We start from the raw sequence: 26,013 nt of genomic DNA, 5'->3' as shown, positions 1-26,013 counted from the left end.
TTGACGCAAGGTTCTCCTGTGGAGGAAGAGGCATGACGGAAATTCTTGTGCAGGACGTGACCGGTGGGGGGATATCCGCCGACGCTCCGGTGATCGACCACCCTGCCTGGCCCGAGCTCAAGAATGCCGTGGAGGAGCTCCGCCCCTGGCAGAGCACGGACGGCTCCATCGACTTCGCGGCCGACGGCGCGCCGACCCGCGCGCAGGCCGAGCAGGCCGTCGGGCGCCTCGTCGCCGCGGTCGAGCAGCTCTCCCCGCTGGTTCCGCACGACGCCGCGTACCACCGCGCGCTCGTCGCCGACCTGCGCAAGTGGGCCGAGGGCGGCTTCGAGGTCCCGGACTTCCTGGACTCCCTCATGGAGTTCCACCCGGCCGCGAGCCGCGCCGACGGGCTGCAGCACCTCGTGCTCTTCCCGATGTACACGCAGAACGGCAACCCGGACCGCAACTTCGAGGCCGTCGTACTGCGCATGGTCTGGCCCGAGTGGCTCTCCGAGCTGGAGGCCACCCGCTACGACAACCCGGGCTTCTGCGGCATCACCTTCGAGGACTTCACCGCCGGGTACGACACCAACTCGGCCGTCCTCTTCCCGGAGACCGTCGCCGTCCGCGAGGTCCCCGAGCGCTTCACCTGGGGCGGCATCTTCTGCGACCGCGAGGCCGCCCGCTTCCGCAAGGTCACCGAGGCCGCCGTCGACACCCTCGGCCTGAAGCTGCCGGCGGACATCGCCGCCATGCTCAATGACCAGAAGCGCTGCGAGCAGGCGTTCGTGCTCTGGGACCTGGTCCACGACCGTGCCCACAGCCGCGGTGACCTGCCCTTCGACCCCTTCATGATCAAGCAGCGCCAGCCCTTCTGGATGTACGGCCTCGAGGAGCTCCGCTGCGACCTCACCGCCTTCAAGGAGGCCGTGAAGCTGGAGTCCGAGGGCAACGAGCACGGCCGTGACGTGCAGTACGCGGTCCTCTTCGACCGCATGTTCCGCTTCCCGCTCACCGGCGACCGGAACCGCAACTACGACGGTCTGGGCGGCCAGCTCCTCTTCGCGTACCTCCACAAGAACGACGTGGTGCGCTGGACGGACAACGTCCTCACCATCGACTGGGAGCGCGCCCCCGAGGTCACCAACCGCCTCTGCTCCGAGATCGAGACCCTCTACCGCGACGGCATCGACCGTCCCAAGCTCGTGCACTGGTTCAAGGCGTACGAGTTCGTCTCCACCTACCTCGCCCCGCACCCGGGCTCGAAGTGGGCGAAGGGCCCCGACGCCCTCGACACCTCGCTCCCGCCGCGCAAGCTCGTCGACGACGTGCTTCCGGACGAGTTTCCGCTCAGCATGTTCTTTGAGGCCCTCTCCAAGAAGATGAAGGGCGTGATCGCCGACACCAAGGGCATCACCGCCGCCGACATGCCCGAGCGGGCCGCCGCGTGACCGAGGCTGCGCAGCACACGGAGGAGACGCCCATGAACGCCAACGGAAACGGCGGCCCGCTGGACGGCGCCGTCATCGCGGTCGCGGGCGCGGCCGGCCCCGCGGGCCGTGCCACCCTCCTGCGTCTCGCCGAGGCGGGCGCCACCGTCGTCGCGTCCGACGCCGACCCGGCGCGTCTCGCGGAGGCGGTCGACGCCGCCCGCTACGCGCACGGCGGCGCCCGGGTCATCGGCGACACCGTCGACCTCCTCGACCTCGACGCCACCCGGGAGTGGGCGTCGAAGACCGAGAAGGAGTTCGGCCGGATCGACGGCCTGGTCCACCTGGTCGGCGGCTGGCGCGGCAGCCAGTCCTTCGCCGAGACCGACCTCAAGGACTGGGACTTCCTGGAGAAGCTGCTGATCCGCACGGTCCAGCACACCTCGCTCGCCTTCCACGACGGCCTGCTGCGCAGCGGCGGCCGTGGCCGCTACGCCCTGGTCAGCCAGGTCGGCGCGCACAAGCCGCAGGCCAACAACGCCGCGTACAACGCGGGCAAGGCGGCGGCCGAGGCGTGGACCCTCGCCATGGCGGACTCCTTCCGCAAGCTGGGGGGCGACGACGGCCCGCAGGCAGCGGCTGCCATCCTGGTGATCAAGGCACTGGTGCACGACGCCATGCGCGCCGAGCGCCCGAATGCGAAGTTCGCGGGCTTCACCGACGTCAAGGACCTGGCCGACGCCATCGCCGGACTCTGGGACGAGCCCGCACAGGAAGTGAATGGACAGCGCCTGTGGCTGACCCCCAAGCCGTGACCTCGGCCCTGGGCCCCAGGACCGACGCCCGTCGTCACCACGACCCGTCGGTCCGGGGCTTCGCCAGCGACAACTACGCCGGCGTCCACCCCGAGGTCCTCGCGGCCATAGCCCTCGCCAACGGCGGCCACCAGGTCGCCTACGGCGAGGACCAGTACACCGACCACCTGCAGCGGATCATGCACAGCCACTTCGGCCCCACGGCCGAGGCCTTCCCGGTCTTCAACGGGACCGGGGCGAACGTGACCGCGCTGCAGGCGCTCACCGACCGGTGGGGCGCGGTGATCTGCGCCGAGACCGCCCACATCAACGTGGACGAGGGCGGCGCCCCGGAGCGGATGGGCGGCCTCAAGCTGCTCACGGTGCCCACCCCGGACGGCAAGCTCACCCCCGAGCTGATCGACCGGCAGGCGTGGGGGTGGGAGGACGAGCACCGGGCGATGCCCCAGGTCGTCTCGATCACCCAGAACACCGAGCTCGGCACCGTCTACACGGTCGAGGAGATCCGGGCCATCGTGGAGCACGCCCACTCCAAGGGCATGAAGGTGCACCTCGACGGCGCCCGGATAGCCAACGCGGCCGCGTCCCTGAACGTGCCGATGCGGGCGTTCACCAACGCGGTCGGCGTCGACGTCATCTCGTACGGCGGCACCAAGAACGGCATGATGTTCGGCGAGGCCGTGATCGTCCTCAACCCGGACGCGGTCAGCCACATGAAGCACCTGCGCAAGCTGTCCATGCAGCTCGCCTCCAAGATGCGCTTCGTGTCGGTCCAGCTGGAGGCGCTGCTCGCCAAGGACCTGTGGCTGCGCAACGCCAGTCACGCCAACGCGATGGCCCAGCGCCTGGCGGCCGGCGTGCGGGGCGTGGACGGGGTGGAGATCCTCTACCCGGTGCAGGCGAACGCGGTCTTCGCGCGGCTTCCGCACGAGGTCAGCCGCCGGCTGCAGGAGCGTTTCCGCTTCTACTTCTGGGACGAGAAGGCCGGCGACGTGCGCTGGATGTGCTCCTACGACACCACGGAGGAAGACGTCGACGCCTTCCTCCAGGCGCTGAAGGAAGAGATGGCGCGCTAGCCGTCTCGGCACTCCGAGCATCTGCATGATTATGCGACCGGATGGAAAGTCATTGACTTCCGTCCGGTCGCATTCCTATGCTCCCGATCATGGAGCTGATCCAGCAAAACCCTGACATCTCCGCCTACTTGTCCACAAGTGAGGCGGTCGACCATGACCATCCGACGGTACGGGCCGTCGCCGACCGGCTGGCCGCCGACAACGCCGACGCATACTCATACGTCAAGGCTGCCTTCGAATTCGTCCGCGACACCATCCCGCACTCGCAGGACTCCGGCGACCTCCGCGTCACCTGGCGCGCCTCGGACGTGCTGGAGCAGGGCACCGGCATCTGCTACGCCAAGGCCATCGCGTACACGGCGCTCCTCAGGGCCCGCGGCATCCCGGCCGCCCTCTGCTACCAGCGGCTCGCGGACGAGGACGGCTCGAACCCGGCCATCCACGGGCTCGTCGCGGTGAGACTGCCGGGCGAGGAGCGGTGGGCCCGGCAGGATCCGCGCGGGAACGTGCCGCCGGGCGTGGACGCCCGGTTCTCCCTGGAGGAGGAGCGGCTGGCCTGGGTCGCGCGCCCGGAGTTCGGTGAGGTGGACTACCCGGAGCTCTACGCCGAACCCCATCCGGTCGTCCTCGCGACACTGCGAGCCGCCCCGGACCGGCCGTACCTCTGGCGGACGCTCCCCACGGAACTGTGACGCCTACTTCTCGCCCTTCTCGGCGGCCTTGAGCTCCTCCGGCGTGGGCGCCGTGCCCCCGAGGTGCGCCGGCACCCACCAGGTGTCGTCGGCGTCCCTGGGCCGCACCGGGTATGCCCGCTGCGCCGCCTCCAGGAGCTCCTGGACGCGCCCGCGAAGCCGCCGGGTGATCGCCCCCGCGTACTGGTCGGCCGGCGCCTCCATCGGCTCGCCGACCCGGATCGTGACCGGGATGTGGCTGCGCCGGAAGTTGCGCGGCCTGCCCTTGGTCCAGATCCGCTGGGTGCCCCACAGCGCCATCGGGATGAGCGGAACGCCCGCCTCCTGCGCGAGCCGCGCCGCACCCGACTTGAAGCTCTTCAGCGTGAACGACTGCGAGATCGTGGCCTCCGGGAAGACCCCGACGATCTCGCCCGAGCGCAGCGCGCTGAGCGCGTGCTGGTAGGCGTCCTCGCCCTGGGCGCGGTCGACCGGGATGTGCTTCATCGCGCGCATCAGCGGACCCGACACCTTGTGCCGGAACACCGACTCCTTCGCCATGAAGCGCACCAGACGCTTCTGCGGAAGTGCGGCCAGACCGGTGAAGATGAAGTCCAGGTAGCTGATGTGGTTGCTCACCAGGACCGCGCCGCCCTGGCGCGGGATGTGCTCCGAACCCTGGGTGTCGATCTTCAGGTCCAGCGCCTTGAACATGGTGAGAGCGGCGCCGATGACCGGCCGATAGACGAGTTCTGCCATCTGGGAGGGAACCCTTTCGTCTGTGCCTTGGGAGGGTTCTCCCGGCGAAGTTACGCGGCCGTAGGTTTTCGGCTTTGGGCAGATCGTGCCGCATGTGGGGGCTCGTGACCAGTCCAGACGCCCTCCTACGGGGAGATTCTCGTCACTCCCGGTGGCCGGCGGTCGCATCGGCGTGCGGGAATCGAACGCCCCCGTGGGACGCTGCACCTCGTGTGGACGGACGAGAAGGGGCGGGCGCGATGACGGAGGTCCTGGGCGCGGCGGAGCTGGGCGCCGAGCTGGGGGAGCGGGCCACCCTGGTCCAGTTCTCCACCGCCTTCTGCCAGCCCTGCCGGGCCACCCGCCGGACCCTCGCCGACGTGGCGGCCCTGGTCGACGGCGTCGGCCACGTCGAGATCGACGCCGAGGAGCGCCTCGATCTCGTCCGCGCGCTCGGCATCGTCCGCACGCCCACCGTGCTCGTCCTCGACCGGGCGGGCCGGATCGTCCGCCGGGCCGCCGGACAGCCCAGGAAGGCCGACGTCATCGCCGCCCTGGGCCGGGCCGTCTGACGCCGTGACACTTCTCCCACACGCCCATACGCACTTGACTGCACACGTCAACGATCGCCAGTCTGGCGTAATGGCTCCAGAACTCCTTCTCTACGGCCGGGCCCATGTGGACCTCGGCCGCACCGCGAGCGCGCGCTGTCCGGGTGTCTGACGAACCCGCGACCCCTCTCCCGCCGCTCCCGCAGAAGGACAACTCCATGACGGTCTCGCCCGAGCTCCGCACGCTCCCGACGGTGTCCGACCTCACCTCCGTACCCGGTACCCCGATACCCGGTGCTCCGGCCGCTCCGGCCGTGCCCACCATCGGCGCCCCCCGCACCGGCTCGCCCGATCTGCTGCGCTCCGTCTTCCGGCAGCACGCCGCCGGCGTCGCCGTGATCACCGCGCACGGGGACCGGCCGGTCGGCTTCACCGCGACCTCCCTCAACTCCGTCGCCGCCGAACCGCCGCTGATCTCCTTCGGCGTGGGCACCGGCTCGTCCAGCTGGCCGGTGGTGGCCGAGGCCGAGCACATCGGCGTGCACATCCTCGGCGAGCACCAGCAGGAGCTCGCCGCCACCTTCGCCCGCAGCGGCGCCGACCGCTTCGCCGCGCCCACCCGGTGGAGCCACGGCCCCGAGGGCGTCCCCGTCCTCGACGGCGTGCTCGCCTGGCTGGTGTGCCGCGTGGTCGCCCGCGTCCCGGCCGGGGACCACCGGATCGTCATCGCGCAGGCCGTCGCCGGCGACCCGGACGGCGCGGGCCGTCCGCTCCTGTACCACCAGGGGCGCTTCAACGCGCTGCGCGACTGAGAGTTCCCGCACGGGCCCGCTCGGCGGCGTTGGCAAGGTCACATGGCTGAGCGCTTGCTCAGTCGTAACGAACTGGGTGTACTGGCGAGTAATATTTCGCTCGGGGCACCGGCCGCAAGGCCGGGCCCCGACCGGAAACCCGCCCTTCAGGCGCCTATGCTGCGAGCAGCAACGCAGCCCAGTTATGACGATGCAGTAGGAGAGCCGGCGTGAGCTTGAGGATCGTTGTCTGTGTGAAGTACGTGCCGGACGCCACTGGCGACCGGAAGTTCGCCGACGACCTGACGGTCGACCGCGAGGACGTCGACGGCCTCCTTTCGGAGCTCGACGAGTACGCGGTCGAGCAGGCCCTGCAGATCGCCGAGGAGGCGGACGAGGCCGAGGTCACCGTGCTGACGGTCGGCCCGGAGGACGCCAAGGACGCGCTGCGCAAGGCGCTGTCCATGGGCGCCGACAAGGCCGTCCACGTCGAGGACGACGACCTGCACGGCACCGACGTCATGGGCACCTCGCTGGTGCTCGCCAAGGCCATCGAGAAGACCGGCTACGACCTGGTCATCGCCGGTATGGCCTCCACCGACGGCACCATGGGTGTCCTCCCGGCGATCCTGGCCGAGCGCCTGGGCGTCCCGCAGGTCACCCTGCTCTCCGAGGTCAAGGTCGAGGGCGGCGTCGTGCGCGGCCGCCGTGACGGCGACACCGCCTCCGAGCAGCTGGAGGCGTCCCTCCCGGCCGTCGTCTCCGTGACGGACCAGTCGGGCGAGGCCCGCTACCCGTCCTTCAAGGGCATCATGGCCGCCAAGAAGAAGCCGGTGGAGTCCCTGGACCTCTCCGACCTCGACATCGAGGCCGAGGAGGTCGGCCTGGAGGGTGCCTGGACCGCGGTCGACGAGGCGAACGAGCGTCCGGCGCGCACCAAGGGCACGATCGTGACGGACGAGGGCGAGGGCGGCAAGCAGCTCGCTGCCTTCCTCGCGGAGCAGAAGTTCATCTAAGAGGCCGTCTCGCGAGCCCGGAGTTCCTCCAGGGCTCGCGCGAGCCCACCAGACCCCTCCCCCTCTTCGTTCGCAGGAGTTTGAAGTCCCATGGCTGAGATTCTCGTCTACGTCGACCACGTCGACGGAGCCGTCCGCAAGCCCACCCTGGAGCTGCTGACCCTGGCCCGCCGCCTCGGCGAGCCGGTCGCCGTCGCGCTCGGCAACGGCGCCGCCGACACCGCCGCCGTGCTCGCCGAGCACGGTGCCACGCGCGTCCTGACGGCCGAGGCCGCCGAGTTCGCCGACTACCTCGTCGTCCCGAAGGTCGAGGCCCTCCAGGCCGCGTACGAGGCCGTCTCGCCGGCCGCCGTGCTCGTCCCGTCCTCCGCCGAGGGCAAGGAGATCGCCGCCCGCCTCGCCGTCCGCATCGGCTCCGGCATCATCACCGACGCCGTGGACCTGGAGGCCGGTGCCGAGGGCCCGGTCGCGACGCAGTCCGCGTTCGCCGCCTCGTTCACCACCAAGTCCCGTGTCTCCAAGGGCACTCCGGTCATCACGGTCAAGCCGAACTCGGCCCCCGTCGAGGCCGCCCCGGCCGCCGGCGCGGTCGAGACCCTCGCCGTCTCCTTCTCGGAGAAGGCGCACGGCACGAAGATCACCGCCCGCACCCCGCGCGAGTCGACCGGCCGCCCGGAGCTGACCGAGGCCGCGATCGTGGTCTCCGGCGGCCGTGGCGTCAACGGTGCCGAGAACTTCGGCGTCATCGAGGCGCTCGCCGACTCGCTCGGTGCCGCCGTCGGCGCCTCCCGCGCCGCCGTCGACGCCGGCTGGTACCCGCACTCCAACCAGGTCGGCCAGACCGGCAAGTCGGTCTCGCCGCAGCTGTACATCGCCTCCGGCATCTCCGGTGCGATCCAGCACCGCGCGGGTATGCAGACCTCGAAGACCATCGTCGCGATCAACAAGGACGCCGAGGCGCCGATCTTCGACCTCGTCGACTACGGCGTGGTGGGCGACCTCTTCGACGTCGTGCCGCAGCTGACCCAGGAGATCCAGGCTCGCAAGGGCTGATCTGCTGTTCCGTTCCGGTCCGGGGGCCGCGTGGTGATCTTCACCGCGCGGCCCCCGGCCGTTTCCGACCCCGGTCCGACACCCACCGGACACCCATTGACGCGGATCCGGACCGACGATTAACTTCGCTATACGGATTGTTGATTCCGTGCAGCGGAAAACAGGAGGATGTGGGATGGGTCAGCAGGAGAAGGTGTCGACGAGCCTCGCGGGCGCGGTCAGCGAGGGCATCAGCGCCTCCCTCGCCACCGTGGACGCCGAGCTGGACCGTCGCTACCCGGGAGACCCCGGCACCCGCCAGCCCGTCCACACGGTCTACGTCCCCGGCAACGCCTTCGACGCCGGAACCATCCGCTCCTGGGGCGACCAGGCCCTCGCCGCCCTCGACGAGCACGCCCCCGACGCCGGCACCTTCGCCCGCGTCCTCGGCCTCGCCGACGACCTCGCCGAGGACGTCTACGGCCGCGTCCGCGCCAAGCTGGAGCGCGAGCCCATCGAGGACCTCCGCGTCGACTTCGAGGACGGCTACGCCGGTACGGACGAGGACCACGACGCGGCCCGCGCCGCCCGCATCATCAGCGAGGCGTACGCGGACCTCTCCGCCGCCCCGTACATGGGCATCCGCATGAAGTGCATGGAGGCCGCCGTACGCGACCGCGGCATCCGCACCACCGACGTCTTCCTCACCGGCCTCATGGAGCACGGCGGCCTGCCCGAGGGCCTTGTCCTCACCCTCCCCAAGGTCACCTACCCCGAGCAGGTCACCGCCTTCGTCCGGCTCCTCGAAGCCTTCGAGAAGGCGCACGGCCTCGACGCCGGCCGGCTCGGCTTCGAGATCCAGATCGAGACCAGCCAGGCCATCCTCGCCTCCGACGGCACCGCCACCGTCGCCCGCATGATCGACGCCGCCGAGGGCCGCGCCACCGGCCTGCACTACGGCACGTTCGACTACAGCGCCTGTCTCGGCGTCTCCGCCGCCTACCAGGCCAGCGACCACCCGGCCGCCGACCACGCCAAGGCGATCATGCAGGTCGCGGCCGCCGGCACCGGCGTCCGCGTCTCCGACGGCTCCACCAACGTCCTGCCGGTCGGCCCCACCGCCCACGTCCACGAGGCGTGGAAGCTCCACTACGGCCTCACCCGCCGCGCCCTCGGCCGCGCCTACTACCAGGGCTGGGACATGCACCCGGGCCACATCCCCACCCGCTACGCCGCCGTCTTCGCCTTCTACCGCGAGGGCTTCGAGGCCGCCGCCAAGCGCCTCTCCGCGTACGCCAACCACGCCGGCGGCGACGTCATGGACGAGCCCGCCACCGCCAAGGCCCTCTCCTCCTACCTGCTGCGCGGCATCGACTGCGGCGCCCTGGACACGGCCGAGGTAGACGCCCTGACCGGCCTCACCCGCACCGACCTCGACCGCTTCGCCGCCCCGCGCCGCGGCGACCTGACGGCGACCGAGCGCTAGGACCGCCCGGCCGGACCCAGACGGTCAATTTTCCGCCAACTGCCCCGTACCCTGGACGAGTTCACAAGATCGTCGAGCTCGACAGGGAACGGGGCAGCGGTGTCTTCGGGGGAGAACGGGCGGCTCGCGGGCCGCTACAGAGTGGTGCGTCAGCTCGGCCGCGGCGGCATGGGAGTCGTCTGGCAGGCCGTCGACGAGGTCCTCGGCCGCGAGGTGGCCGTCAAGGAACTCCGCACCTACACGGACACGGCGGCCGCCGAACTCGCCGCCATGCGCCTGCGCATGCAGCGCGAGGCCCGCGCCGCAGCCCGGGTCCGCCACCCCGGGGTCGTCGCCGTCCACGACGTCACCGAACACGAGGGCCGGCCGGTCATCGTCATGGAACTTGTCGACGGGCGCTCGCTGGACGACATCCTCGCCGACCGCGGCCCGCTCGCCCCGGCCGAGGCCGCCCGCATCGGCGCCCGCGTCCTCGAAGCCCTCGCCGCCGCCCACGCGGCCGGCGTGACGCACCGGGACGTCAAGCCCGGCAACATCCTCCTCGAACGCTCGGGCCGCGTCGTCCTCACCGACTTCGGCATCGCCGCGCTCGAGGACCCCGCCGACGGCGCCTCCGCCCGCCTCACCGCGAGCGGCGACATCATCGGCTCCCTCGACTTCCTCTCCCCGGAACGCGCCCAGGGCGCCCCACCGGCCCCCGCCGCCGACGTCTGGGCCCTCGGCGCCACCCTCTACGCCGCCGTCGAGGGCACCACCCCCTTCCGCCGCACCTCCACCTGGTCGACCCTCGCGGCCATCGTCACGGACCCGCTGCCCCCCGCGACCCGCGCGGGTGTACTGGCCCCGGTCCTCGCCCGCCTCCTCGACAAGGACCCGACGGCCCGGCCGGACGCGGCGGAGGCGGCCAGGCTGGTGGCCGCGGTGACGGAGGCGGCGCCGGGCAGTGCGCCGGGCGGGGCCTTCGGGCCGCCGGTGGGTGTGCCGGACGGCGGGGCGCCGTACGGGCCGGGGGCGTCGCCGACGGAGGCCGGCGGCCCGGGGGGTGCGCCGGGCGCGGGCTTCGGGCCGCCGGTGGGGGCGTCGGCCGTGGAGTTCGGTACGCCAGGTGGGGCTGGTCCGTACGCGTCCGGTTCCGGGGGCGCGGCGGGCCCGGGCGGCCCGGGGGATCCGGGTGGTCCGGCGATGGGTGGCTATGGCGGGGAGTACGGGGCCGCGGCACCCTCGGCAGCCGGCGGCGGTCTTCCGGGCAGCCCCGGGCCGTTCGGGCCGGGGCGTGACACGGCGAGCCCGGGTGGCCTGGCGGCGTCCGCGTACGGCGGGGAGTACGGGGCGGCGGCAGCGCCCGCGGGGGCCGGTGCGCCTTCCGGTGCACCGGGGGCGTCGGGCGCCTCGCCCGGCTCGTACGGGGGGCCGTACCGGACTGGGCAGCCAGCGCCTCTCATGGCCTCCGGCGCCGCGGGACCGCAGGCGGTAGCCGCCCCGGCGGCGGAGGTTCAGCCCGGCGACGCCTCCGGCCTGGCGCCCGTGGGCGCCGACGGGGGGCGTGGGGCGGCGCCGGGCAGGCCTGCCGGGCGCGCGGCCGCACGGAGCGCCGCGCGCCCCAGGCGGCGCGGCCTCGTCGCGGCGGCCGTGGCGGCCGGAGTGGTGCTGGTCGGTGGAGGCGTCACGTACGGGCTGATGGACCGGACGGCCGGCGACCAGGTGGCCGACGGCGGGCAGCGGCACGGCGGTACGGCGAGCGACGAACCGGGGCGCGTGCTCGACGACCCGGCGGGCACCGCCGGGCCCACCGCCACCAGGACCCCCGGCCCGGCCGACAGCAGCCGCCCCGGCGACGCCGGTTCGGCCACGGCCGGCACACCTTCGGGGCGACCCTCCGACGAGGGCGGCACCCCCGGCGCCTCCGGTACGGAGCCGAGCACCCGGACCGGCGGCGACACGGCCCGTACCCCCGGCGCCAAGTCCACGACCGCCGCCCCGACCACCGCCGCGCCCCCGCCGCCCGCGACGAGCGGCGGCTGCACCGCCTCCGGGTCCTCGTCGACCTGCCAGGTGGTGTCGACGGCGACGAGCACCCGCTACGACGGCGGCGAGATGGGCACCGTGGCACCCGGGCCGCAGCTGTTCTACTGCCAGGTGGACCTGGACCACTCGGAGACGTACGGGGGCCGCAGCAGCCGCTGGTGGGCGAGGACCGATGACGACGACGGCAACACGAACGTGTACGTCAGCGTCCTGCACCTGAGCGGCGGCGGGGCCGGAGGTCCGGTCGAGGGGCTGCGCATCTGCTAGCCGCCCGTGCCGCCACAGCAGGTGAACGGCCGTCGCGGGCACGGCGATTCGGGCTTCCGCGCCCAGCAGGAGGAGCCCTGGGCAGGGGCCGGCATGCCAGGTCAGCGCTCGGCCGGCGGCGCGATCTCGCCCGACCCGCGGGCGATCAGCCGCGTCTCCAGGACCACCGTCTGCGGCGCCTCGGCCGCCCCGTCGAGGCGCCGGAACAGGCGTTCCGCCGCCGTGCGGCCGAGGGCCGCCGCGTCCTGCGCGATGACCGTGATGCCCAGGAGGTCGGCCAGCTCGATGTCGTCGAAGCCGACGAGGGCGACGGGGCGTTCGCGCCCGGCGAGGACCCGTACGACGGTGACGGTGACCCGGTTGTTGCCGGCGAAGACCGCGGTGACCGGCTCCGGGCCGGACAGCAGCGCCTCGACCGCGTCCGCCACGCGCTCCGGGTCCGTCGTACCGAGGGAGACCCACTCCTCGGCCACGTCGAGACCGGCTTCCTCCATGGCGGCGCGGTAGCCGCGCAGCCGCTCGGTCGCCGTGTGGATGCGGGGCCGGTCGCCGATGAAGCCGATACGGCGGTGACCGTGGGCGATCAGGTGCGCCACGCCCGCCCGGGCGCCGCCGAAGCTGTCGGACAGGACGACGTCGGCGTCGATGCGGCCCGCCGGGCGGTCCACGAAGACGGTGGCGACGCCCGCGCGGATCTCCGGCTCCAGGTAACGGTGGTCGGTGCCCGCCGGGATGACGATCAGTCCGTCGACGCGCCGCGCGCACAGCGCGAGCGCCAGCTCCTGCTCCCGGTCCGGGTCCTCCGCGCTCGAACCGTTGATGAGCAGCGCGCCGTGCGCCCTGGCGACCTCCTCGACGGCGCGGCTGAGCGGACCGTAGAAGGGATCGGCCAGGTCCTCCAGGACGAGGCCGACCGACGCGGTGCGCCCCTTGCGGAGCACCCGCGCGCTGTCGTTGCGGCGGAAGCCGAGCGCTTCGATGGCCTCCTGGACCCGGCGCTCGGTGTCGGGGGTGACGCCCGACTCACCGTTGACGACCCGGGAGACGGTCTTGAGCCCGACGCCCGCCCGGGCGGCGACGTCCTTCATCGTGGGCCGATTGCCGTAACGGTGCTCGGGGTGGCGGGCGATGTCGGCCACGGTGTGCGGTTCCTCCGTCATGCGTCGGTGCGGGGTCGGTGCGCGGTCGTGGTGCTGCCGGACCGGCCGGTCAGACTGGTGGCGGCCTGCTGGACCCGTGCGGACCGGGGCCGGCCCGGTGCCGGACGGTGCCGGACGGTGCCGCGACGGGCCGGACCGGCGCCGCAGAGCGGATGTCGATCTCGTCGCTGTCGAGCATAGGCCCTGGACAACGTTGTCAGAGCGGGGAAGACTGGTGCGGAAGACTGTAGGCCGCATCCACCGCCCCACGGAGACCCGGAGCCCCATGCGCACTGACCTCGTCGTCGCTCTCGACATCGGCGGCACCAAGATCGCCGGAGCGCTGGTCGACGCCGAGGGCGGTATCCACGTCCGCGCCCGCCGGGCGACGCCCGCACAGGAGGACGGCGAAACGGTGATGCGGGCGGTGGCGGACGTGCTCGGGGAGCTGGCCGCGGCCCCGGAGTGGGCCTCGGCCGGTGCCGTCGGCATCGGCAGCGCGGGCCCGGTCGACGCGTCGAACGGCACCGTCAGCCCGGTCAACGTGCCCGGCTGGCGCGACTTCCCGCTGGTCGAGCGGGTGCGGCGGGCCACCGGTGGACTGCCCGTCACGCTCGTCGGTGACGGCGTCGCCATGACCGCCGCCGAGCACTGGCTGGGCGCCGCGCGCGGCCACGACAACGCGCTGTGCCTCGTCGTGTCCACGGGCGTCGGCGGCGGCCTCGTCCTCGACGGGCGCGTCCACCCCGGTCCCACCGGCAATGCCGGTCACATCGGCCACATCAGCGTGGACCTGGACGGCGACCCGTGCGCCTGCGGCGGGCGCGGCTGCGTCGAACGCATCGCCAGCGGGCCGTACATCGCCCGCCGCGCCCTGGACCACGGCTGGCGCCCCGGTCCGGACGGCGACACCTCCGCGGCGGCGGTGGCCGCCGCCGCCCGCGCGGGCGACCTGGTGGCCGTCGCCTCCTTCGAACGCGCCGCCCAGGCCCTCGCCGCCGGAATCGCCGCCGCCGCCTCCCTCGTCGAGATCGACATCGCGGTCGTCGGCGGGGGAGTGGCGGGCGCCGGCGAGGTCCTCTTCGCCCCGTTGCGCCGCAACCTCCGCTCGTACGCCACGCTCTCCTTCCTGCGGGACCTGACCGTCGTCCCCGCGCTGACCGGCACCGACGCCGGGCTGCTCGGCGCGGCCGCCGCCGGCCGCGGGGCGGGGGAACCGGTACGGAGCTGACGGCGCCGACGGAGCTGACGGCGCCGACGGCGGCGCGGAGGATCGCGTACGAAGCTGCCGGAGCCGGCGGGGCCGGCAAGGCCGGCGGTGCCGATGCCGCCGGTGCCGATGCCGCCGATGCTGCCGATGGCACGGCCGCCGCCGACGCCGCAGACGGGGCCGATGGCGCGGCCGCCGCCGGCCGCGGGGCGCCCGAGGGGCGCGCGTCCGGCCGCGTACCGCCTCCGCCGACGCTCCCGCGTGCGCCGGTTCGCCCCGCCCGCCCCCGGGGGTTTCCGTGGCAGGGTGGTGCGGGCAAGCCACAGGGGGCAACCCCACAGGGGCAACCGCAGAGGGGGAATCGTGATCGTCTGGATCAACGGTGCGTTCGGCGCGGGGAAGACCAGCACCGCGCGCGAACTGGTCGATCTGATCCCGAACAGCACGCTGTACGACCCTGAGTCCACCGGCGGCGCCCTGCGCCTGCTGCTCCCGCAGAAACGTCTCGCGGAGGTGACCGACTTCCAGGACCTGCCGATCTGGCGCCGCCTGGTCGTGGACACCGCGGCCGCGCTGCTCGCCGAGGTCGGCGGAGTCCTGGTCGTCCCGATGACGCTGCTCCGGCAGGAGTACCGGGACGAGATCTTCGGCGGCCTCGCGGCCCGTCGTATCCAGGTGCGGCACGTCGTGCTCACTCCCGGCGAAACGATCCTGCGCGACCGCATCGACAGCCGCGCCGCCCACGACGCGTCGGCGCCCGCGGACGCCGACGCCGTGCCACGCCCCGGCTCGGGCGAGACCGCGGCCGATGCCGCCGCCCGGGCGCGCCGCTGGTGCCTCGACCACATCGAGCCGTACCGCACCGCCCTCGCCGGCTGGCTCGCCGCCGACGCCTACGCCGTCGACAACTCCGCCCGCACCGCCGCCGAGACCGCCCGCGTCGTCGCCGACGCCGTCACCGCCGGCCACGCCGCGCCCTGCGGCATCGTCCAGACGCCCGAGCCCACCGGCGAGACCCTGGCCGCCGGCGTCCTCCTCTTCGACGAGCACGACCGTTTCCTGCTCGTCGACCCCACCTACAAGCCCGGCTGGGAGTTCCCGGGCGGCGTCGTCGAACCGGGCGAGGCGCCCGCCCGCGCCGGCATGCGCGAGGTCGCCGAGGAGATCGGTCTCCACCTCGAAGCCGTACCCCGCCTCCTCCTCGTCGACTGGGAACGCCCCCAGCCGCCGGGCTACGGCGGCCTCCGCCTCCTCTTCGACGGCGGCCTCCTCCGCACCGCCGACGCGGCCCGTCTCCTTCTCCCCGGCGCCGAACTCCGCGGCTGGCGCTTCGTCACCGAGCAGGAGGCCGCCGACCTCCTCCCACCGGTCCGCTACCACCGCCTCCGCTGGGCCCTCAGGGCGCGCGAACGCGGCACGGTGCTCAACCTGGAGGCGGGCGTGCCGGTGGGCTGATCCGCGCCATCGGTCAAACGGACCATCCGTCAGCGGATCAGGTCAACGGATCAGACCGCCGGATCAGACCGGCGGACCCGGGCGCCGTCCGAAGCGGGCGGCGATCCGGTCCGCCACGCCGCAGAAGTCCCGCGGCAGTTCCGGGTCGCCCCCCCCGGCCCTTCCAGCCGGGCGAGTTCCACGTCGCCGTGCAGGACACGCAGCACCGACCCGTCCGTCTCCCACCGGACGGCGTCCCAGCCGTGTGCCCACACCAGCGTCGTGCCCTCCCAGAGCTGGAGGTGCCGGGTGGTGGTGTGCAGGTGCAGGGGCGCGGCCTGGTCGCCGCCGCGGCGGGCGCTCCAGGCGGGCGCCGGGGACGGCCACACCGGATAGACGTTGAGCACTGTCTCGTTCGGCTCGAGGGAGTCCTTGTGGGCCCGGTCCTCCCGGCCCAGCCTCGCCCCCCACCACCGTGCCGGCGACGACGCCGAAGACCGCGGACGGCGCCGCGACCCACCAGGCGAAGCCCGTACCGAACCCCTCCACCAGCATGACCACGCAGCCGAGAAGCCCGCCGACCACTCCGCCGCCGATCCCGGCCCGACGCAACCGCCGTGCCCGCACCAGGTCGCCCGAACCACCGGATGTGACCTCGCTCGTCATGAGCCCCCATGTTGACCGTCCGACGGGGGAGAACGTCGATCACACCCCGGCGGTTCCCGGGTCGCCCTGGGCCGCCGCCTTCGCCAACCGCTCCGCCGTGTCCTCCGTCACCGGCTCGCCGTGACCGCAGCACAGCACCGACGGGCGCAGTTCCGCGAGCCGGCGCATCGAGGACAGGGCCTCGGCGCGGTCCACGTGGAAGACGCCGAACATGACGTCCGGGATCGAGGCCACCGTGTCGCCGCTGAACAGCACGCCGTGGCGCGGCAGATGGACGGCGATCGAGCCGGGGGTGTGGCCCGGTGTGTGCACCACCACCGCGCCGTCGCCGAAGCCCAGCTCCTCGCCGTCGGTCACCTCGCGGTCCACCCGGGTCGGCGGCGCCTCGGGCACGGTCAGCCCGTGCTCGTAGAGGGGTCGTTCCCAGTCCAGCAAGTCCGGCTCGGGGACGGGGAGTTCGCCACGGATGACCGGGGCGTCCAGCGGGTGCGCGACGATTTCCGCGCCGAAGCGGTCCGCGAGCTCCTGCGCCGCGCCCACGTGGTCGCGGTGGCAGTGGGTGAGCACGATCCGGCGGATCCGGGCGGGGTCGAGGCCCGCGCCGCGCAGCGCCGTCTCCACCTCCTGCGCCGAACCGGCCCAGCCGGCGTCGATCAGGGTCAGTTCCGTGTCGTCCCGCCACAGGTACGCCTGTCCGACGGAGAAGCGCAGCATGTGCAGGCGGGGAGTGATCTCTACGAGGTCCATGCCGCGAACGTACGTCGCCGGACCCGCCCGCCGGACCGGTCTACGCTCTGGGCGAGTTCCGCCCAGAGCGTGAAGCCGCTCGCCGACCGCCATCCGGTCGGCGTCGCGATCAACCCTGCTTCGAGCGCGCGTAGTTCACCAGGAAGTGCGCCTCCGCGACCGACAGCCGCTCCAGCTCCTGCGGCGACACCGACTCGTTCACCGCGTGGATCTGGGCCTCCGGCTCGCTCAGGCCGATCAGCAGGATCTCCGACTCCGGGTAGAGCGCGGCCAGCGTGTTGCAGAGCGGGATCGAGCCGCCCATGCCGGCCGTCTGCATCTCCTCGCCCGGGTACGCGATCCGCATCGCCTCGGCCATCGAGGTGTACGCCGGGCTGGACGTGTCCGCCTGGAACGCCTGGCCCTGGCCCACCTGCTCGAAGCTCACCCGGGCGTTCCACGGCGTGTGCTTCTCGATGTGCGCGTACAGCAGCTCCGTCGCCTTCGCCGCGTCCTGGCCGGGCGGCACCCGCAGGCTGATCTGCGCGCGGGCCGTGGCCGGGATCGACGGCGTCGCGCCCGCCACCGGGTGCGCGTCGATGCCGATGACCGTCACGGCCGGGCGCGCCCAGATGCGGTCGGCGACCGTGCCGTTGCCCGGCAGGTCGACCCCGTCGAGCACCTTCGCGTCCTTGCGGAAGTCGGCCTCCGGGTACTGCAGGCCCTCCCACACCGCGTCCGCCGGCAGTCCGTCGATGACGGTCGAACCGTCCTCGGCCCGCAGCGAGTCCAGGATCCGGATCAGCGCGGCGAGCGCGTCCGGAGCGGCGCCGCCGAACTGGCCCGAGTGCAGGTTGCCCTGCAGCGTGTCCACGGTCACCCGGATCATCGTCATGCCGCGCAGCGTCGCCGTCACCGTCGGCAGGCCCACCCGGAAGTTGCCCGCGTCGCCGATCACGATCGCGTCCGCCGTGAGCAGCTCGGGGTGCGCCTCCGCGTACCGCTCCAGGCCGCCCGTGCCCTGCTCCTCCGAGCCCTCCACGATCATCTTGACCGTGACCGGCACCCCGCCGTTCGCCTTCAGGGCGCGCAGCGCGAGCAGGTGCATGATGAAGCCGCCCTTGCAGTCGGCCGCACCGCGCCCGTACCAGCGGCCGTCCTCCCGCTCGGTCAGCTGGAACGGCGGGGTCACCCACGCCGCCTCGACCAGCATCGGCTGCACGTCGTAGTGCGCGTAGAGAAGGACGGTCGGCGCACCGGCCGGGCCGGGCAGCACGCCGTACACCGACTGCGAACCGTCCGGGGTGTCGAGCAGCGCCACGTCCTGGAAGTCCTCCGCGCGCAGCGCGTCCGCCACCCAGTTCGCCGCGGCCTCGCACTCACTGCGCGGCGCGACGGCCTCGTCCGCCACCGAGTGGAAGGCCACCAGCTCCGTCAGCTCCGCCTTGGCGCGGGGCATCAGGGACGCGACGGTCTCGGCGATCGGATTCGAGGTCATGGGGCACGCTCCTGGTGGGTGCGACGTTGTCAGAACGACGCCGTGTCGGTTGTACGGCGAACGCATGGCCGATCCTACGGCGCAGGGCGACACGGCCGGGCCCCGCGCCGGAGCTACCGAGCCGTAGGATGCGATCACAGCAGGAACCACCGGTCGGATCAGGAGCAGAAGCACATCGTGAGCAGCGAGAACGCAGACGCCGGAGCGGCGGAGGACGGCGTGGCCGAAGCCGGGGCGGACGGCCCAGGCGGCCCGGCCGAGGGGCAGCAGGTGTGGGACGTGGTGGTGGTCGGCGCCGGGCCGGCCGGCGCCTCCGCGGCCTACGCGGCGGCGGTCGCCGGACGCCGGGTGCTGCTCCTGGAGAAGGCCGAGCTGCCCCGGTACAAGACGTGCGGCGGCGGCATCATCGGCCCGTCGCGCGACGCGCTGCCGACCGGTTTCGAACTGCCCCTGCAGGACCGCGTGCACGCCGTCACCTTCCAGCTCGACGGCCGCTTCGCCCGCACCCGCCGCTCCCGGCGCATGCTCTTCGGGCTCATCAACCGGCCCGAGTTCGACGCCCAGCTCGTCGAGCACGCCCAGAAGGCGGGCGCCGAGCTGCGCACCGGTGTCACCGTCAGCCGGGTCGAGCAGCACGGCCCGGCCGTGCCCGACCGCCGTACGGTCGCCGTCGTCCTCGCCGACGGCGAGACCGTCCTCGCCCGCGCCGTCGTCGGCGCCGACGGCAGCGCCAGCCGGATAGGCGCGCACGTCGGCGTCAAGCTCGGCCAGGTCGATCTCGGCCTGGAGGCCGAGATCCCGGTGCCCGCGTCGGTGGCCGAGGACTGGAAGGGCCGCGTCCTCATCGACTGGGGCCCGCTGCCGGGCAGTTACGGCTGGGTCTTCCCCAAGGGCGACACGCTCACCGTCGGCGTCATCTCGGCGCGCGGCGAGGGAGCCGCCACCAAGCGCTATCTGGAGGACTTCATCGCCCGGCTCGGCCTCGCGGGCTTCGATCCGGCGATCTCCTCCGGCCATCTGACCCGCTGCCGCACCGACGACTCGCCGCTCTCCCGCGGCCGCGTCCTGGTCTGCGGCGACGCGGCAGGTCTGCTCGAACCGTGGACCCGCGAGGGCATCTCGTTCGCGCTGCGCTCGGGCCGGCTCGCGGGCGAGTGGGCCGTCCGGATCGCCGAGGCGGGCGACGCCGTGGACACGCGCCGGCAGGCGCTCAACTACGCCTTCGCCATCAAGGCCGGGCTCGGCGTGGAGATGGCCGTCGGGCGGCGGATGCTCGCGGTGTTCGAGCGCCGACCGGGGCTGCTGCACGCGGCGATCACGGGGCTGCGGCCGGCCTGGCGGGCGTTCTCGGACATCACGCGCGGTTCGACGACGCTGGCCGGCCTGGTGCGCGGCAGCGGCTTCGCGCACCGCACGCTCGACATGCTCGACCGCCGCATCGACACCTCGGCGGGCGTCGGTCCCGCGGGGCGGGGCGTCACACCGCGCAAGGACGAGGCCGACGAGGCCGGGCACGTCGAGGCCGGGGACGTCGAGACTTCCTGAGCGGTAGGGGGGCGGGCCCGAGCGGCCCCGGCCCCCCGGGTGAGAGGGCGGTGCGGACCGGGTCCGTGCCGCCCTCTCACGCGTTCGCGGCGGCGGCGGTGGCGGTCGTGGTGATGCGGAAGACGGGGTGCCGGGGCGCGATGGCGCGCAGCTGCTCGTCGGTGGAGTCGGGCCCGACGCCCTGGAAGAACACCCCGACCTCGGCCTTCCAGCGCTTGAGGTACGCGCGGAGGATCACCGGCTTGTCGTCGTCCGCGACCTCCACGGCGGTGAACGGCTGCGCGTGCTTGCCGAGGTGCAGCTCGCCGCCGCCCGCGGCCCGCATGTTGTGGGTCCACTGGACGTGGCCGCGCGGGGCCACCAGGTACTGGGCGCCGTCCACCGTCAGCAGGTTGACGGGGGTGCGGCGCCATTCGCCGCTCTTGCGGCCGCGCACGGCGAGGACCCGGGAGCCCCAGACGCTGAACCCGCGGCGGGTCAGCCAGGCGACGGTGCGGTTGAAGACGTTGACCGTGAACCAGCCGGGCTTGATGACGTGGGCGGAGGGCTGGGCGGGCTGCGCGGGCTGAGCGGACATCGGGAGCCTCCTGGGCCTGGGCGTAAAAGGTGAGCGTTGCTCCGAAGTGTGAGCACTGCTCTCGCTTGAGAACAGTGTGCACGGATCGGCGCTCTCAAGCAAGAGCAGTGCTCTCGTTTCAGTGCGGTGCTCCGAAACATGGCAGACTGCTCTCCATGACCGCCGTTCAAGGAGCCCGCGCCCGCGCCCGGATCGAGATCACCGCCGCCATCAAGGACGAGGCCCGCCGCCAGCTCGCCGCCGAGGGCGCCGCCAAGCTCTCCCTGCGCGCCGTCGCCCGCGAGCTGGGCATGGTGTCCTCCGCGCTCTACCGCTACTTCCCCAGCCGCGACGACCTCCTCACCGCGCTGATCATCGACGCCTACGACGCCGTCGGCGCCGCCGCCGAACGGGCCCACGCCACCGCCGAGGCCGCCGACCCGCACGCCCACCTCGCCCGCTGGACCGCCGTCTGCCGCGCGATCCGGGCCTGGGCCGTCGAGAACCCCCACGAATACGCCCTCATCTACGGCTCCCCGGTGCCCGGCTACACCGCACCCCGGGACACCGTCGACCACGCCGCCCGCGGCGGACTCGTCCTCGTCTCCATCGCCCGCGCCGCCTACCACGACAAGGGCATCGCCCCGCCCCCGCTCCCGGCCGGCCTCCGCCCCGAGGCCGAGCGCCTCGCCGCCGACCTCGCCCCCGACCTCCCGCCGGCCCTTGCCATCGCCCTCGTCTGCGCCTGGGCCGAACTGTTCGGGCTGATCTCCTTCGAGCTGTTCGGCCAGTTCAACAACGTCATCGAGGACCGCGACACGTTCTTCACGACCGCCGCGGAACGCCTCGGCCGCGAGGTCGGGCTGCTGCCCAGGCCGTGAGGGCGCGCGATCGCCGTCACGGGCGCCGACCCTGCGGGCCGGCCACCTCTCCCGTACTCGCGCCCTCGGAGCCGTACGCCCACCACCACCCCCCGTACTCCCCGTGGAGTACGGGTGATCACCCCGCCCGGCTGACGCCACCGCGCCCCGCCCCGGTCTAGCGTGGCCGCATGGACGAACAGCCGACCCGCACCCCGGCCTCCGGCCGCCCCGGGCCGCCGGGCGAGTACGGGCCGTGGCGCCGGAGGCCCGGACGCCGGCGCGGGGGGCGCTGGGAGCGGCGCGGGTATGAGCGGCGCGGCGGATGGTGGGAGCGGCGCGGGTACGAGCGGCGCGGCGGGCTGCCGTGGCCGTCGACCGTCGCGGTGGCCGTCTTCGTGCTCGTCGGCTCCGGGTTCGCCGCCCACAACCAGCCCGACCGGGTCGCGCTCGACGCGCTCGGCCGGACGCTGCTCGTGCTCGACGCGGCCGCGCTGCTGCTGCGTCACCGCCGGCCCGTCCCGGTGGTGTTCGGCGTGTCGGCGGTGACGCTGGCGTACCTGGCCGCGGGATACCCGTACGGCCCGGTCTTCGCCGTCGTCGCGGTCGCCTGTTTCGCCGCCGTCGTGCACGGGCACCGGCACGCTGCCTGGTGGGCGCTCGGAGTCCTGTGGGCGGGGCACCTGCTCCTGGCCCACTGGCTGTACCGCTATCTGCCGCCCGACGGCGACGGCCCCGCCCCCTGGGGCCAGGAACTCCCCGCCGCCGCCTTCGTCGTGGCGATCCTCGCCGCCGCCGAACTCGTCCGCGTCCGCCGCGAGCAGTGGGCGAAGGAGCGCGCCGAGCGGGCCGCCGCCGAGCGGCGCCGGGCGGACGAGGAGCGGCTGCGGATCGCCCGCGAGCTGCATGACGTCCTCGCCCACTCCCTCTCCGTGATCAACGTGCAGGCCGGCGTCGGCCTCGCCCTCCTCGACTCGGACCCGGGCCAGGCCCGTACCGCCCTCACCACCATCAAGGCGGCCAGCAAGGAGGCGCTCGGCGAGGTGCGGCAGGTGCTCGAAACCCTCCGCGCCCCCGGTGACGCGCCCCGCGCCCCCGCGCCCGGCCTCGACCGGCTCCCCGAACTCGTCGAGCAGGCCGCGGCCGCCGGACTCACCGTGACGACCGGGACCGAGGGCAGGCGCCGCCGGCTCCCGCCCGGTACCGAACTCGCCGCCTTCCGGATCGTCCAGGAGGCGCTGACGAACGTGGTGCGCCACTCCGGTTCGCGCACCGCACGGGTCGTCGTCGGCTACGGACCGGACGCGCTCGACCTGCGGATCGACGACGAGGGCCCGGCCACCGGCGACGACGCCGGTGGCAGCGGCCACGGACTCGCCGGCATGCGGGAACGGGCCGCGGCCCTCGGTGGCACCATCGAGGCGGGCACCCGGCCCGACGGCGGCTTCCGGGTGCACGCAAGCCTGCCGGTCCGCCCCGAGGAGTCCCCGTGAGCTCCGTGAACCCCACGAGCCCCGTGATCAGCGTCCTGCTGGCCGACGACCAGTCGCTGGTACGGGCAGGCTTCCGCGCCCTCCTCGACGCCCAGCCGGACATCGAGGTGGCGGGCGAGGCCGCCGACGGCGAGGAGGCGGTGGCGCGGGTGCGCGAACTGCGCCCGGACGTCGTCCTGATGGACATCCGCATGCCGCGCCGGGACGGCCTCGCCGCCACCCGCCTGATCACCGCCGACCCGGAGCTGGGCACGGTGAAGGTGGTCATGCTGACCACCTTCGAACTCGACGAGTACGTCTTCGAGGCCATCCGCTCCGGTGCCTCGGGCTTCCTCGTCAAGGACACCGAACCCGACGAACTCCTGCGGGCCGTGCGGGCGGTGGTGGCCGGCGACGCGCTGCTCTCACCCGGCGTGACCCGCCGGCTCATCGAGGAGTTCGCGGCCCGCTCCCGGCCGCCGGCCGGCGGGGCGGCCGCGCCGCTCGCCCAACTCACCGACCGGGAGCGGGAGGTGATGGCCCTCGTCGGCCTCGGTCTGTCCAACGAGGAGATCGCCCGCCGTCTCGTCGTCAGTCCGCTCACCGCCAAGACGCACGTGAGCCGCACGATGGTCAAACTCGGCGCCCGCGACCGGGCCCAACTCGTCGTCCTCGCCTACGAGTCGGGCCTGGTCCGCCCGGGCTGGCTCGGCTGACGGGCCCGGTCCGTCCTGGCTGGCCTGGCTGACGGCCCGGTCCGGTCCCGGCCGGCTCGGCTGACGTGCCGGGACCTCCGCGACGTGCGTGGCTTCCGCCCTACGACCAGGTGATGGCCGACTCGTCCCGCCACAGCCGGGCGAGCGACGCGTCCCCGGCCACGGTCACCGCGTCCTGCGGCAGCCGGTTCCACAGCGTCAGATAGAGCCGGTCGGCGGGCCCGCTCAGCTCGCAGTCGGCCGGCCCGTCGGCGGTCGTCTCCGTCCGCGGCGCCTCCGGCGAGAGCCGTACGGTCCACACGTCGCCGGTGTCCGTCGCCCGTACGCGCAGGGTGCGCGGCTCCGCCGTACGCACCCGGCTGCGGTCGCGGGCGTGGAAGGCGCGCAGGAGTTCGTCGATGCCGTCGGCGGCGACCGCCGGGTCCACCGGCCCGAAGCCCGGCTCGCCCACGAGCGCCGACTCGGCGTCCGCCCGGTGCACCGTCGTCTCGTGCGCCTGGCGCCGCGCCCAGAACGCGAGCGGTGACGGCGCCGGCAGGAAGGTCCAGCACTCCAGGTCGGCGGGGGCCGCGCGCAGCGTGTCGACGAGCCGCTCATGCCCCTCGCGGACGTAGGAGAGGAGCGCGTCGCCGTCGAGGTCGGTCTCGGCGGCGGCCGGCCCGCCCTCGGTGAGGCGCTCGGCGACGAGGGCGGTGGCCCAGCGGTGGACCGTCGTGGTGTGCCGCAGCAGATCGCGGACCCGCCAGCCGGGGCAGGTCCGGACCTCCGCGTCGGGCCCGGCCGCGGCGGCGGCCGCCACGAGGGCCTTGCCCGCCGCGTCGAGCGCGTCGATGTGCCGGTCGATGCTCAGATTGTCCATGATGCGGATTATGGCCGTGAGGAGCCCCCGGCTCGAACTCCTTGGCCGTGCGCACCGGTCAGCCGACGGCCGGCACCCGGGCCCCGCGGGAGGCGTACCCCATGACGGCGGCTCCGGCGGCCAGCACCGCGACCGTCGTGAGCGCCGCCGGCAGCGAGAACCAGTCGGCGAGGAAGCCGATGGCCGGCGGCCCGAGCAGCATCCCGCCGTAGCCGAGGGTCGAGGCGGCGGCGACACCGCCGGGTCCGGCGAGGGCGCCCGCGCGGGCGACGGCGACGGGGAAGATGTTGGCGAGGCCGAGCCCGGTGACGGCGAAGCCGAGGAGCGCGGCCCAGACGGTCGGCGCGAGCGCCCCGAGCAGCATGCCCGCGGCGGCGGTGAGCCCGCCCGCGACCAGGGTGCGGGTCTGCCCGAGCCGTTCGAGCAGGGCCGTGCCGGAGAGCCGGCCGGCCGTCATGGCGAGGGCGAAGAGGGAGTACCCGGCGGCCGCCACCCCCGGGTGCGCCCGCAGGTCCTGCGCCAGGTGCAGGGCGCCCCAGTCGGCCAGCGCGCCCTCCCCGTACGCGGTGCACAGTGCGATCACCCCGAAGGCGAGGACCGTGCGACGGGAGCCGGAAGGCCGTCCTCCGTCCGTACGCGCGGGCAGCGACTCGGGCGGGGCGGGGGAGGGGTGCCGGAGCAGTACGGGCCCGGCCGCGGCGGTCAGCAGCAGCCCCGTGAACGTCAGGCCGAGCAGATGCGCGGTGGGCGTCAGGCTCCCGGCGACCAGCCCGCCGAGCCCGGCGCCCAGCATGCCGCCGAGGCTGAAGGCCGCGTGGAAGCTCGGCATCACGGGCCTGCGCAGCGCGGCGACGAGGTCGACGGCCGCGCTGTTCATGGCGACGTTGATGCCTCCGTACGCGGCGCCGAAGAGCAGCAGGACCAGGCCGAGCGCCAGCGGGGACCGGGTGAGCGGGGGCAGGGCGAGGGAGAGCGACATCAGTACGGCGGTGGCGACGGTCACCGGGTGGCTGCCGTAGCGGCGGCAGAGCCGGCCGGTGAGCGTCATGGTGACGACGGCCCCGGCGGACACGCCCAGGAGCGCGAGGCCGAGGTCGCCGGCGGACGCGCCGGTCTGCTGCTTGATGGCCGGGATGCGGACCACCCAGCCGGCGAAGAGGAAGCCGTCGAGGGCGAAGAAGAGGGTCAGGGCGGAGCGGAGGCGGGCCAGGGAGAGAGGTGCGGTGTCTCCGCGGGATCCCCCGGATACGGGCAGCCTGACTTTGTTTAGTAGCGGCACAAAGTCAGGATAGGGGTGGGCGGCGGCCCGATTCAAGCGGGGGCGCGGACGACGCCCGGAAGCGGGGGGGGGGGGGGGGGGGGGGGGGGGGCGGCCGCCCACGACCACCCGCCGCGCCCGGTGGGCCCGCCGCCCGCGGCCGCCACGCACGCAGGCACCCCGGCGGCCGCCGC

At 73.9% G+C, this 26,013-nt stretch carries 24 protein-coding genes; 16 read left to right on the top strand and 8 right to left on the bottom strand.

The annotated features are described in order from the left end of the window. Positions 1 to 32 precede the first annotated feature (32 nt). The 4 genes from ACIRSU_RS04025 to ACIRSU_RS04010 all read left to right on the top strand — a co-directional run bounded on the left by ACIRSU_RS04025 (position 33) and on the right by ACIRSU_RS04010 (position 3,995). Positions 33 to 1,433, top strand: coding sequence for a DUF6421 family protein (locus ACIRSU_RS04025; protein ID WP_403788936.1), 1,401 nt, complete (start codon positions 33 to 35; stop codon positions 1,431 to 1,433). Positions 1,434 to 1,465: 32 nt separating this feature from the next. Further along, positions 1,466 to 2,227 (top strand): SDR family NAD(P)-dependent oxidoreductase, encoded by a 762-nt coding sequence (locus ACIRSU_RS04020; RefSeq protein WP_403788934.1) that lies wholly within the window; start codon positions 1,466 to 1,468, stop codon positions 2,225 to 2,227. Next, positions 2,224 to 3,303 (top strand): threonine aldolase family protein, encoded by a 1,080-nt coding sequence (locus ACIRSU_RS04015; RefSeq protein WP_403789393.1) that lies wholly within the window; start codon positions 2,224 to 2,226, stop codon positions 3,301 to 3,303. Before ACIRSU_RS04020 ends, ACIRSU_RS04015 begins: the two co-directional genes overlap by 4 nt. Positions 3,304 to 3,392: 89 nt before the next feature. Then, positions 3,393 to 3,995, top strand: coding sequence for a transglutaminase family protein (locus ACIRSU_RS04010; protein WP_403788932.1), 603 nt, complete (start codon positions 3,393 to 3,395; stop codon positions 3,993 to 3,995). Positions 3,996 to 3,998: 3 nt separating this feature from the next. Here ACIRSU_RS04010 and ACIRSU_RS04005 read toward each other — a convergent pair whose 3' ends face one another. Beyond that, positions 3,999 to 4,733, bottom strand: coding sequence for a lysophospholipid acyltransferase family protein (locus ACIRSU_RS04005; RefSeq protein WP_403788930.1), 735 nt, complete (start codon positions 4,731 to 4,733; stop codon positions 3,999 to 4,001). A 239-nt stretch (positions 4,734 to 4,972) separates the two neighbouring features. On the opposite strand from ACIRSU_RS04005, the gene ACIRSU_RS04000 reads away from it, so the two are divergent. The 6 genes from ACIRSU_RS04000 (at position 4,973) to ACIRSU_RS03975 (ending at position 11,880) form a co-directional block, all read left to right on the top strand. Continuing rightward, positions 4,973 to 5,284: a TlpA family protein disulfide reductase gene (locus ACIRSU_RS04000; RefSeq protein WP_403788928.1), complete on the top strand. Its 312-nt coding sequence runs from the start codon at positions 4,973 to 4,975 to the stop codon at positions 5,282 to 5,284. Positions 5,285 to 5,481: 197 nt separating this feature from the next. Continuing rightward, a complete protein-coding gene (locus ACIRSU_RS03995; RefSeq protein ID WP_403788926.1) occupies positions 5,482 to 6,075 on the top strand; it encodes a flavin reductase family protein in 594 nt (197 codons plus the stop codon). A gap of 209 nt (positions 6,076 to 6,284) precedes the next feature. Further along, positions 6,285 to 7,070, top strand: a complete 786-nt coding sequence (locus ACIRSU_RS03990) for an electron transfer flavoprotein subunit beta/FixA family protein (protein WP_403788924.1) — start codon at positions 6,285 to 6,287, stop codon at positions 7,068 to 7,070. A 90-nt stretch (positions 7,071 to 7,160) separates the two neighbouring features. Continuing rightward, a complete protein-coding gene (locus ACIRSU_RS03985; RefSeq protein WP_403788922.1) occupies positions 7,161 to 8,123 on the top strand; it encodes an electron transfer flavoprotein subunit alpha/FixB family protein in 963 nt (320 codons plus the stop codon). A gap of 175 nt (positions 8,124 to 8,298) precedes the next feature. After that, positions 8,299 to 9,588 (top strand): DUF6986 family protein, encoded by a 1,290-nt coding sequence (locus ACIRSU_RS03980; protein ID WP_403788920.1) that lies wholly within the window; start codon positions 8,299 to 8,301, stop codon positions 9,586 to 9,588. Between the two features lie 99 nt (positions 9,589 to 9,687). Further along, positions 9,688 to 11,880, top strand: a complete 2,193-nt coding sequence (locus ACIRSU_RS03975; protein ID WP_403788918.1) for a serine/threonine-protein kinase — start codon at positions 9,688 to 9,690, stop codon at positions 11,878 to 11,880. 101 nt (positions 11,881 to 11,981) lie between these two features. Here ACIRSU_RS03975 and ACIRSU_RS03970 read toward each other — a convergent pair whose 3' ends face one another. Then, the gene (locus ACIRSU_RS03970; protein ID WP_403789392.1) at positions 11,982 to 13,019 is read right to left on the bottom strand and encodes a LacI family DNA-binding transcriptional regulator; all 1,038 of its coding nucleotides are present in this window, start codon (positions 13,017 to 13,019) and stop codon (positions 11,982 to 11,984) included. A gap of 286 nt (positions 13,020 to 13,305) precedes the next feature. Here ACIRSU_RS03970 and ACIRSU_RS03965 point away from each other — a divergent pair, with 286 nt between their 5' ends. Both ACIRSU_RS03965 and ACIRSU_RS03960 read left to right on the top strand, forming a co-directional pair. Further along, a complete protein-coding gene (locus ACIRSU_RS03965; protein WP_403788916.1) occupies positions 13,306 to 14,250 on the top strand; it encodes an ROK family protein in 945 nt (314 codons plus the stop codon). Positions 14,251 to 14,592: 342 nt separating this feature from the next. After that, complete coding sequence (locus ACIRSU_RS03960; RefSeq protein ID WP_403788914.1) at positions 14,593 to 15,684, top strand: NUDIX domain-containing protein; 1,092 nt, start codon at positions 14,593 to 14,595, stop codon at positions 15,682 to 15,684. 50 nt (positions 15,685 to 15,734) lie between these two features. On the opposite strand, the gene ACIRSU_RS03955 is transcribed toward ACIRSU_RS03960, so the two are convergent. The 3 genes from ACIRSU_RS03955 to ACIRSU_RS03945 all read right to left on the bottom strand — a co-directional run bounded on the left by ACIRSU_RS03955 (position 15,735) and on the right by ACIRSU_RS03945 (position 18,553). Next, entirely contained in the window at positions 15,735 to 16,052 is a 318-nt protein-coding gene (locus ACIRSU_RS03955) for a hypothetical protein (protein WP_403788912.1), read from the bottom strand. Between the two features lie 316 nt (positions 16,053 to 16,368). Beyond that, positions 16,369 to 17,076, bottom strand: a complete 708-nt coding sequence (locus tag ACIRSU_RS03950) for an MBL fold metallo-hydrolase (protein WP_403788910.1) — start codon at positions 17,074 to 17,076, stop codon at positions 16,369 to 16,371. Positions 17,077 to 17,185: 109 nt separating this feature from the next. Then, positions 17,186 to 18,553: a dipeptidase gene (locus ACIRSU_RS03945; RefSeq protein WP_403788908.1), complete on the bottom strand. Its 1,368-nt coding sequence runs from the start codon at positions 18,551 to 18,553 to the stop codon at positions 17,186 to 17,188. A gap of 177 nt (positions 18,554 to 18,730) precedes the next feature. On the opposite strand from ACIRSU_RS03945, the gene ACIRSU_RS03940 reads away from it, so the two are divergent. Beyond that, positions 18,731 to 20,098: a geranylgeranyl reductase family protein gene (locus ACIRSU_RS03940; RefSeq protein ID WP_403788906.1), complete on the top strand. Its 1,368-nt coding sequence runs from the start codon at positions 18,731 to 18,733 to the stop codon at positions 20,096 to 20,098. A gap of 76 nt (positions 20,099 to 20,174) precedes the next feature. Here the strand turns inward: ACIRSU_RS03940 and ACIRSU_RS03935 are convergent, their stop codons facing one another. Beyond that, on the bottom strand, positions 20,175 to 20,675 hold the full coding sequence (locus ACIRSU_RS03935) for a nitroreductase family deazaflavin-dependent oxidoreductase (protein WP_403788904.1): 501 nt from the start codon (positions 20,673 to 20,675) through the stop codon (positions 20,175 to 20,177). Positions 20,676 to 20,830: 155 nt separating this feature from the next. Here ACIRSU_RS03935 and ACIRSU_RS03930 point away from each other — a divergent pair, with 155 nt between their 5' ends. The 3 genes from ACIRSU_RS03930 (at position 20,831) to ACIRSU_RS03920 (ending at position 23,702) form a co-directional block, all read left to right on the top strand. Beyond that, positions 20,831 to 21,535 (top strand): TetR/AcrR family transcriptional regulator, encoded by a 705-nt coding sequence (locus tag ACIRSU_RS03930; protein ID WP_403788902.1) that lies wholly within the window; start codon positions 20,831 to 20,833, stop codon positions 21,533 to 21,535. Between the two features lie 170 nt (positions 21,536 to 21,705). Further along, positions 21,706 to 23,007, top strand: coding sequence for a sensor histidine kinase (locus tag ACIRSU_RS03925; protein WP_403788900.1), 1,302 nt, complete (start codon positions 21,706 to 21,708; stop codon positions 23,005 to 23,007). A gap of 23 nt (positions 23,008 to 23,030) precedes the next feature. Continuing rightward, entirely contained in the window at positions 23,031 to 23,702 is a 672-nt protein-coding gene (locus tag ACIRSU_RS03920; RefSeq protein WP_403789391.1) for a response regulator, read from the top strand. Between the two features lie 100 nt (positions 23,703 to 23,802). Here the strand turns inward: ACIRSU_RS03920 and ACIRSU_RS03915 are convergent, their stop codons facing one another. Both ACIRSU_RS03915 and ACIRSU_RS03910 read right to left on the bottom strand, forming a co-directional pair. Next, positions 23,803 to 24,552, bottom strand: coding sequence for a maleylpyruvate isomerase family mycothiol-dependent enzyme (locus ACIRSU_RS03915; RefSeq protein ID WP_403789390.1), 750 nt, complete (start codon positions 24,550 to 24,552; stop codon positions 23,803 to 23,805). A gap of 67 nt (positions 24,553 to 24,619) precedes the next feature. Then, a complete protein-coding gene (locus ACIRSU_RS03910) occupies positions 24,620 to 25,840 on the bottom strand; it encodes an MFS transporter (protein WP_403788898.1) in 1,221 nt (406 codons plus the stop codon). Between the last annotated feature and the right edge of the window lie 173 nt (positions 25,841 to 26,013).

Source organism: Streptomyces sp. NPDC101160, assembly GCF_044768205.1.
GTDB lineage: Bacteria > Actinomycetota > Actinomycetes > Streptomycetales > Streptomycetaceae > Streptomyces.
Note: the sequence above shows the minus strand (reverse complement) of the source record. Positions and strands in the feature narration are given on the sequence as shown.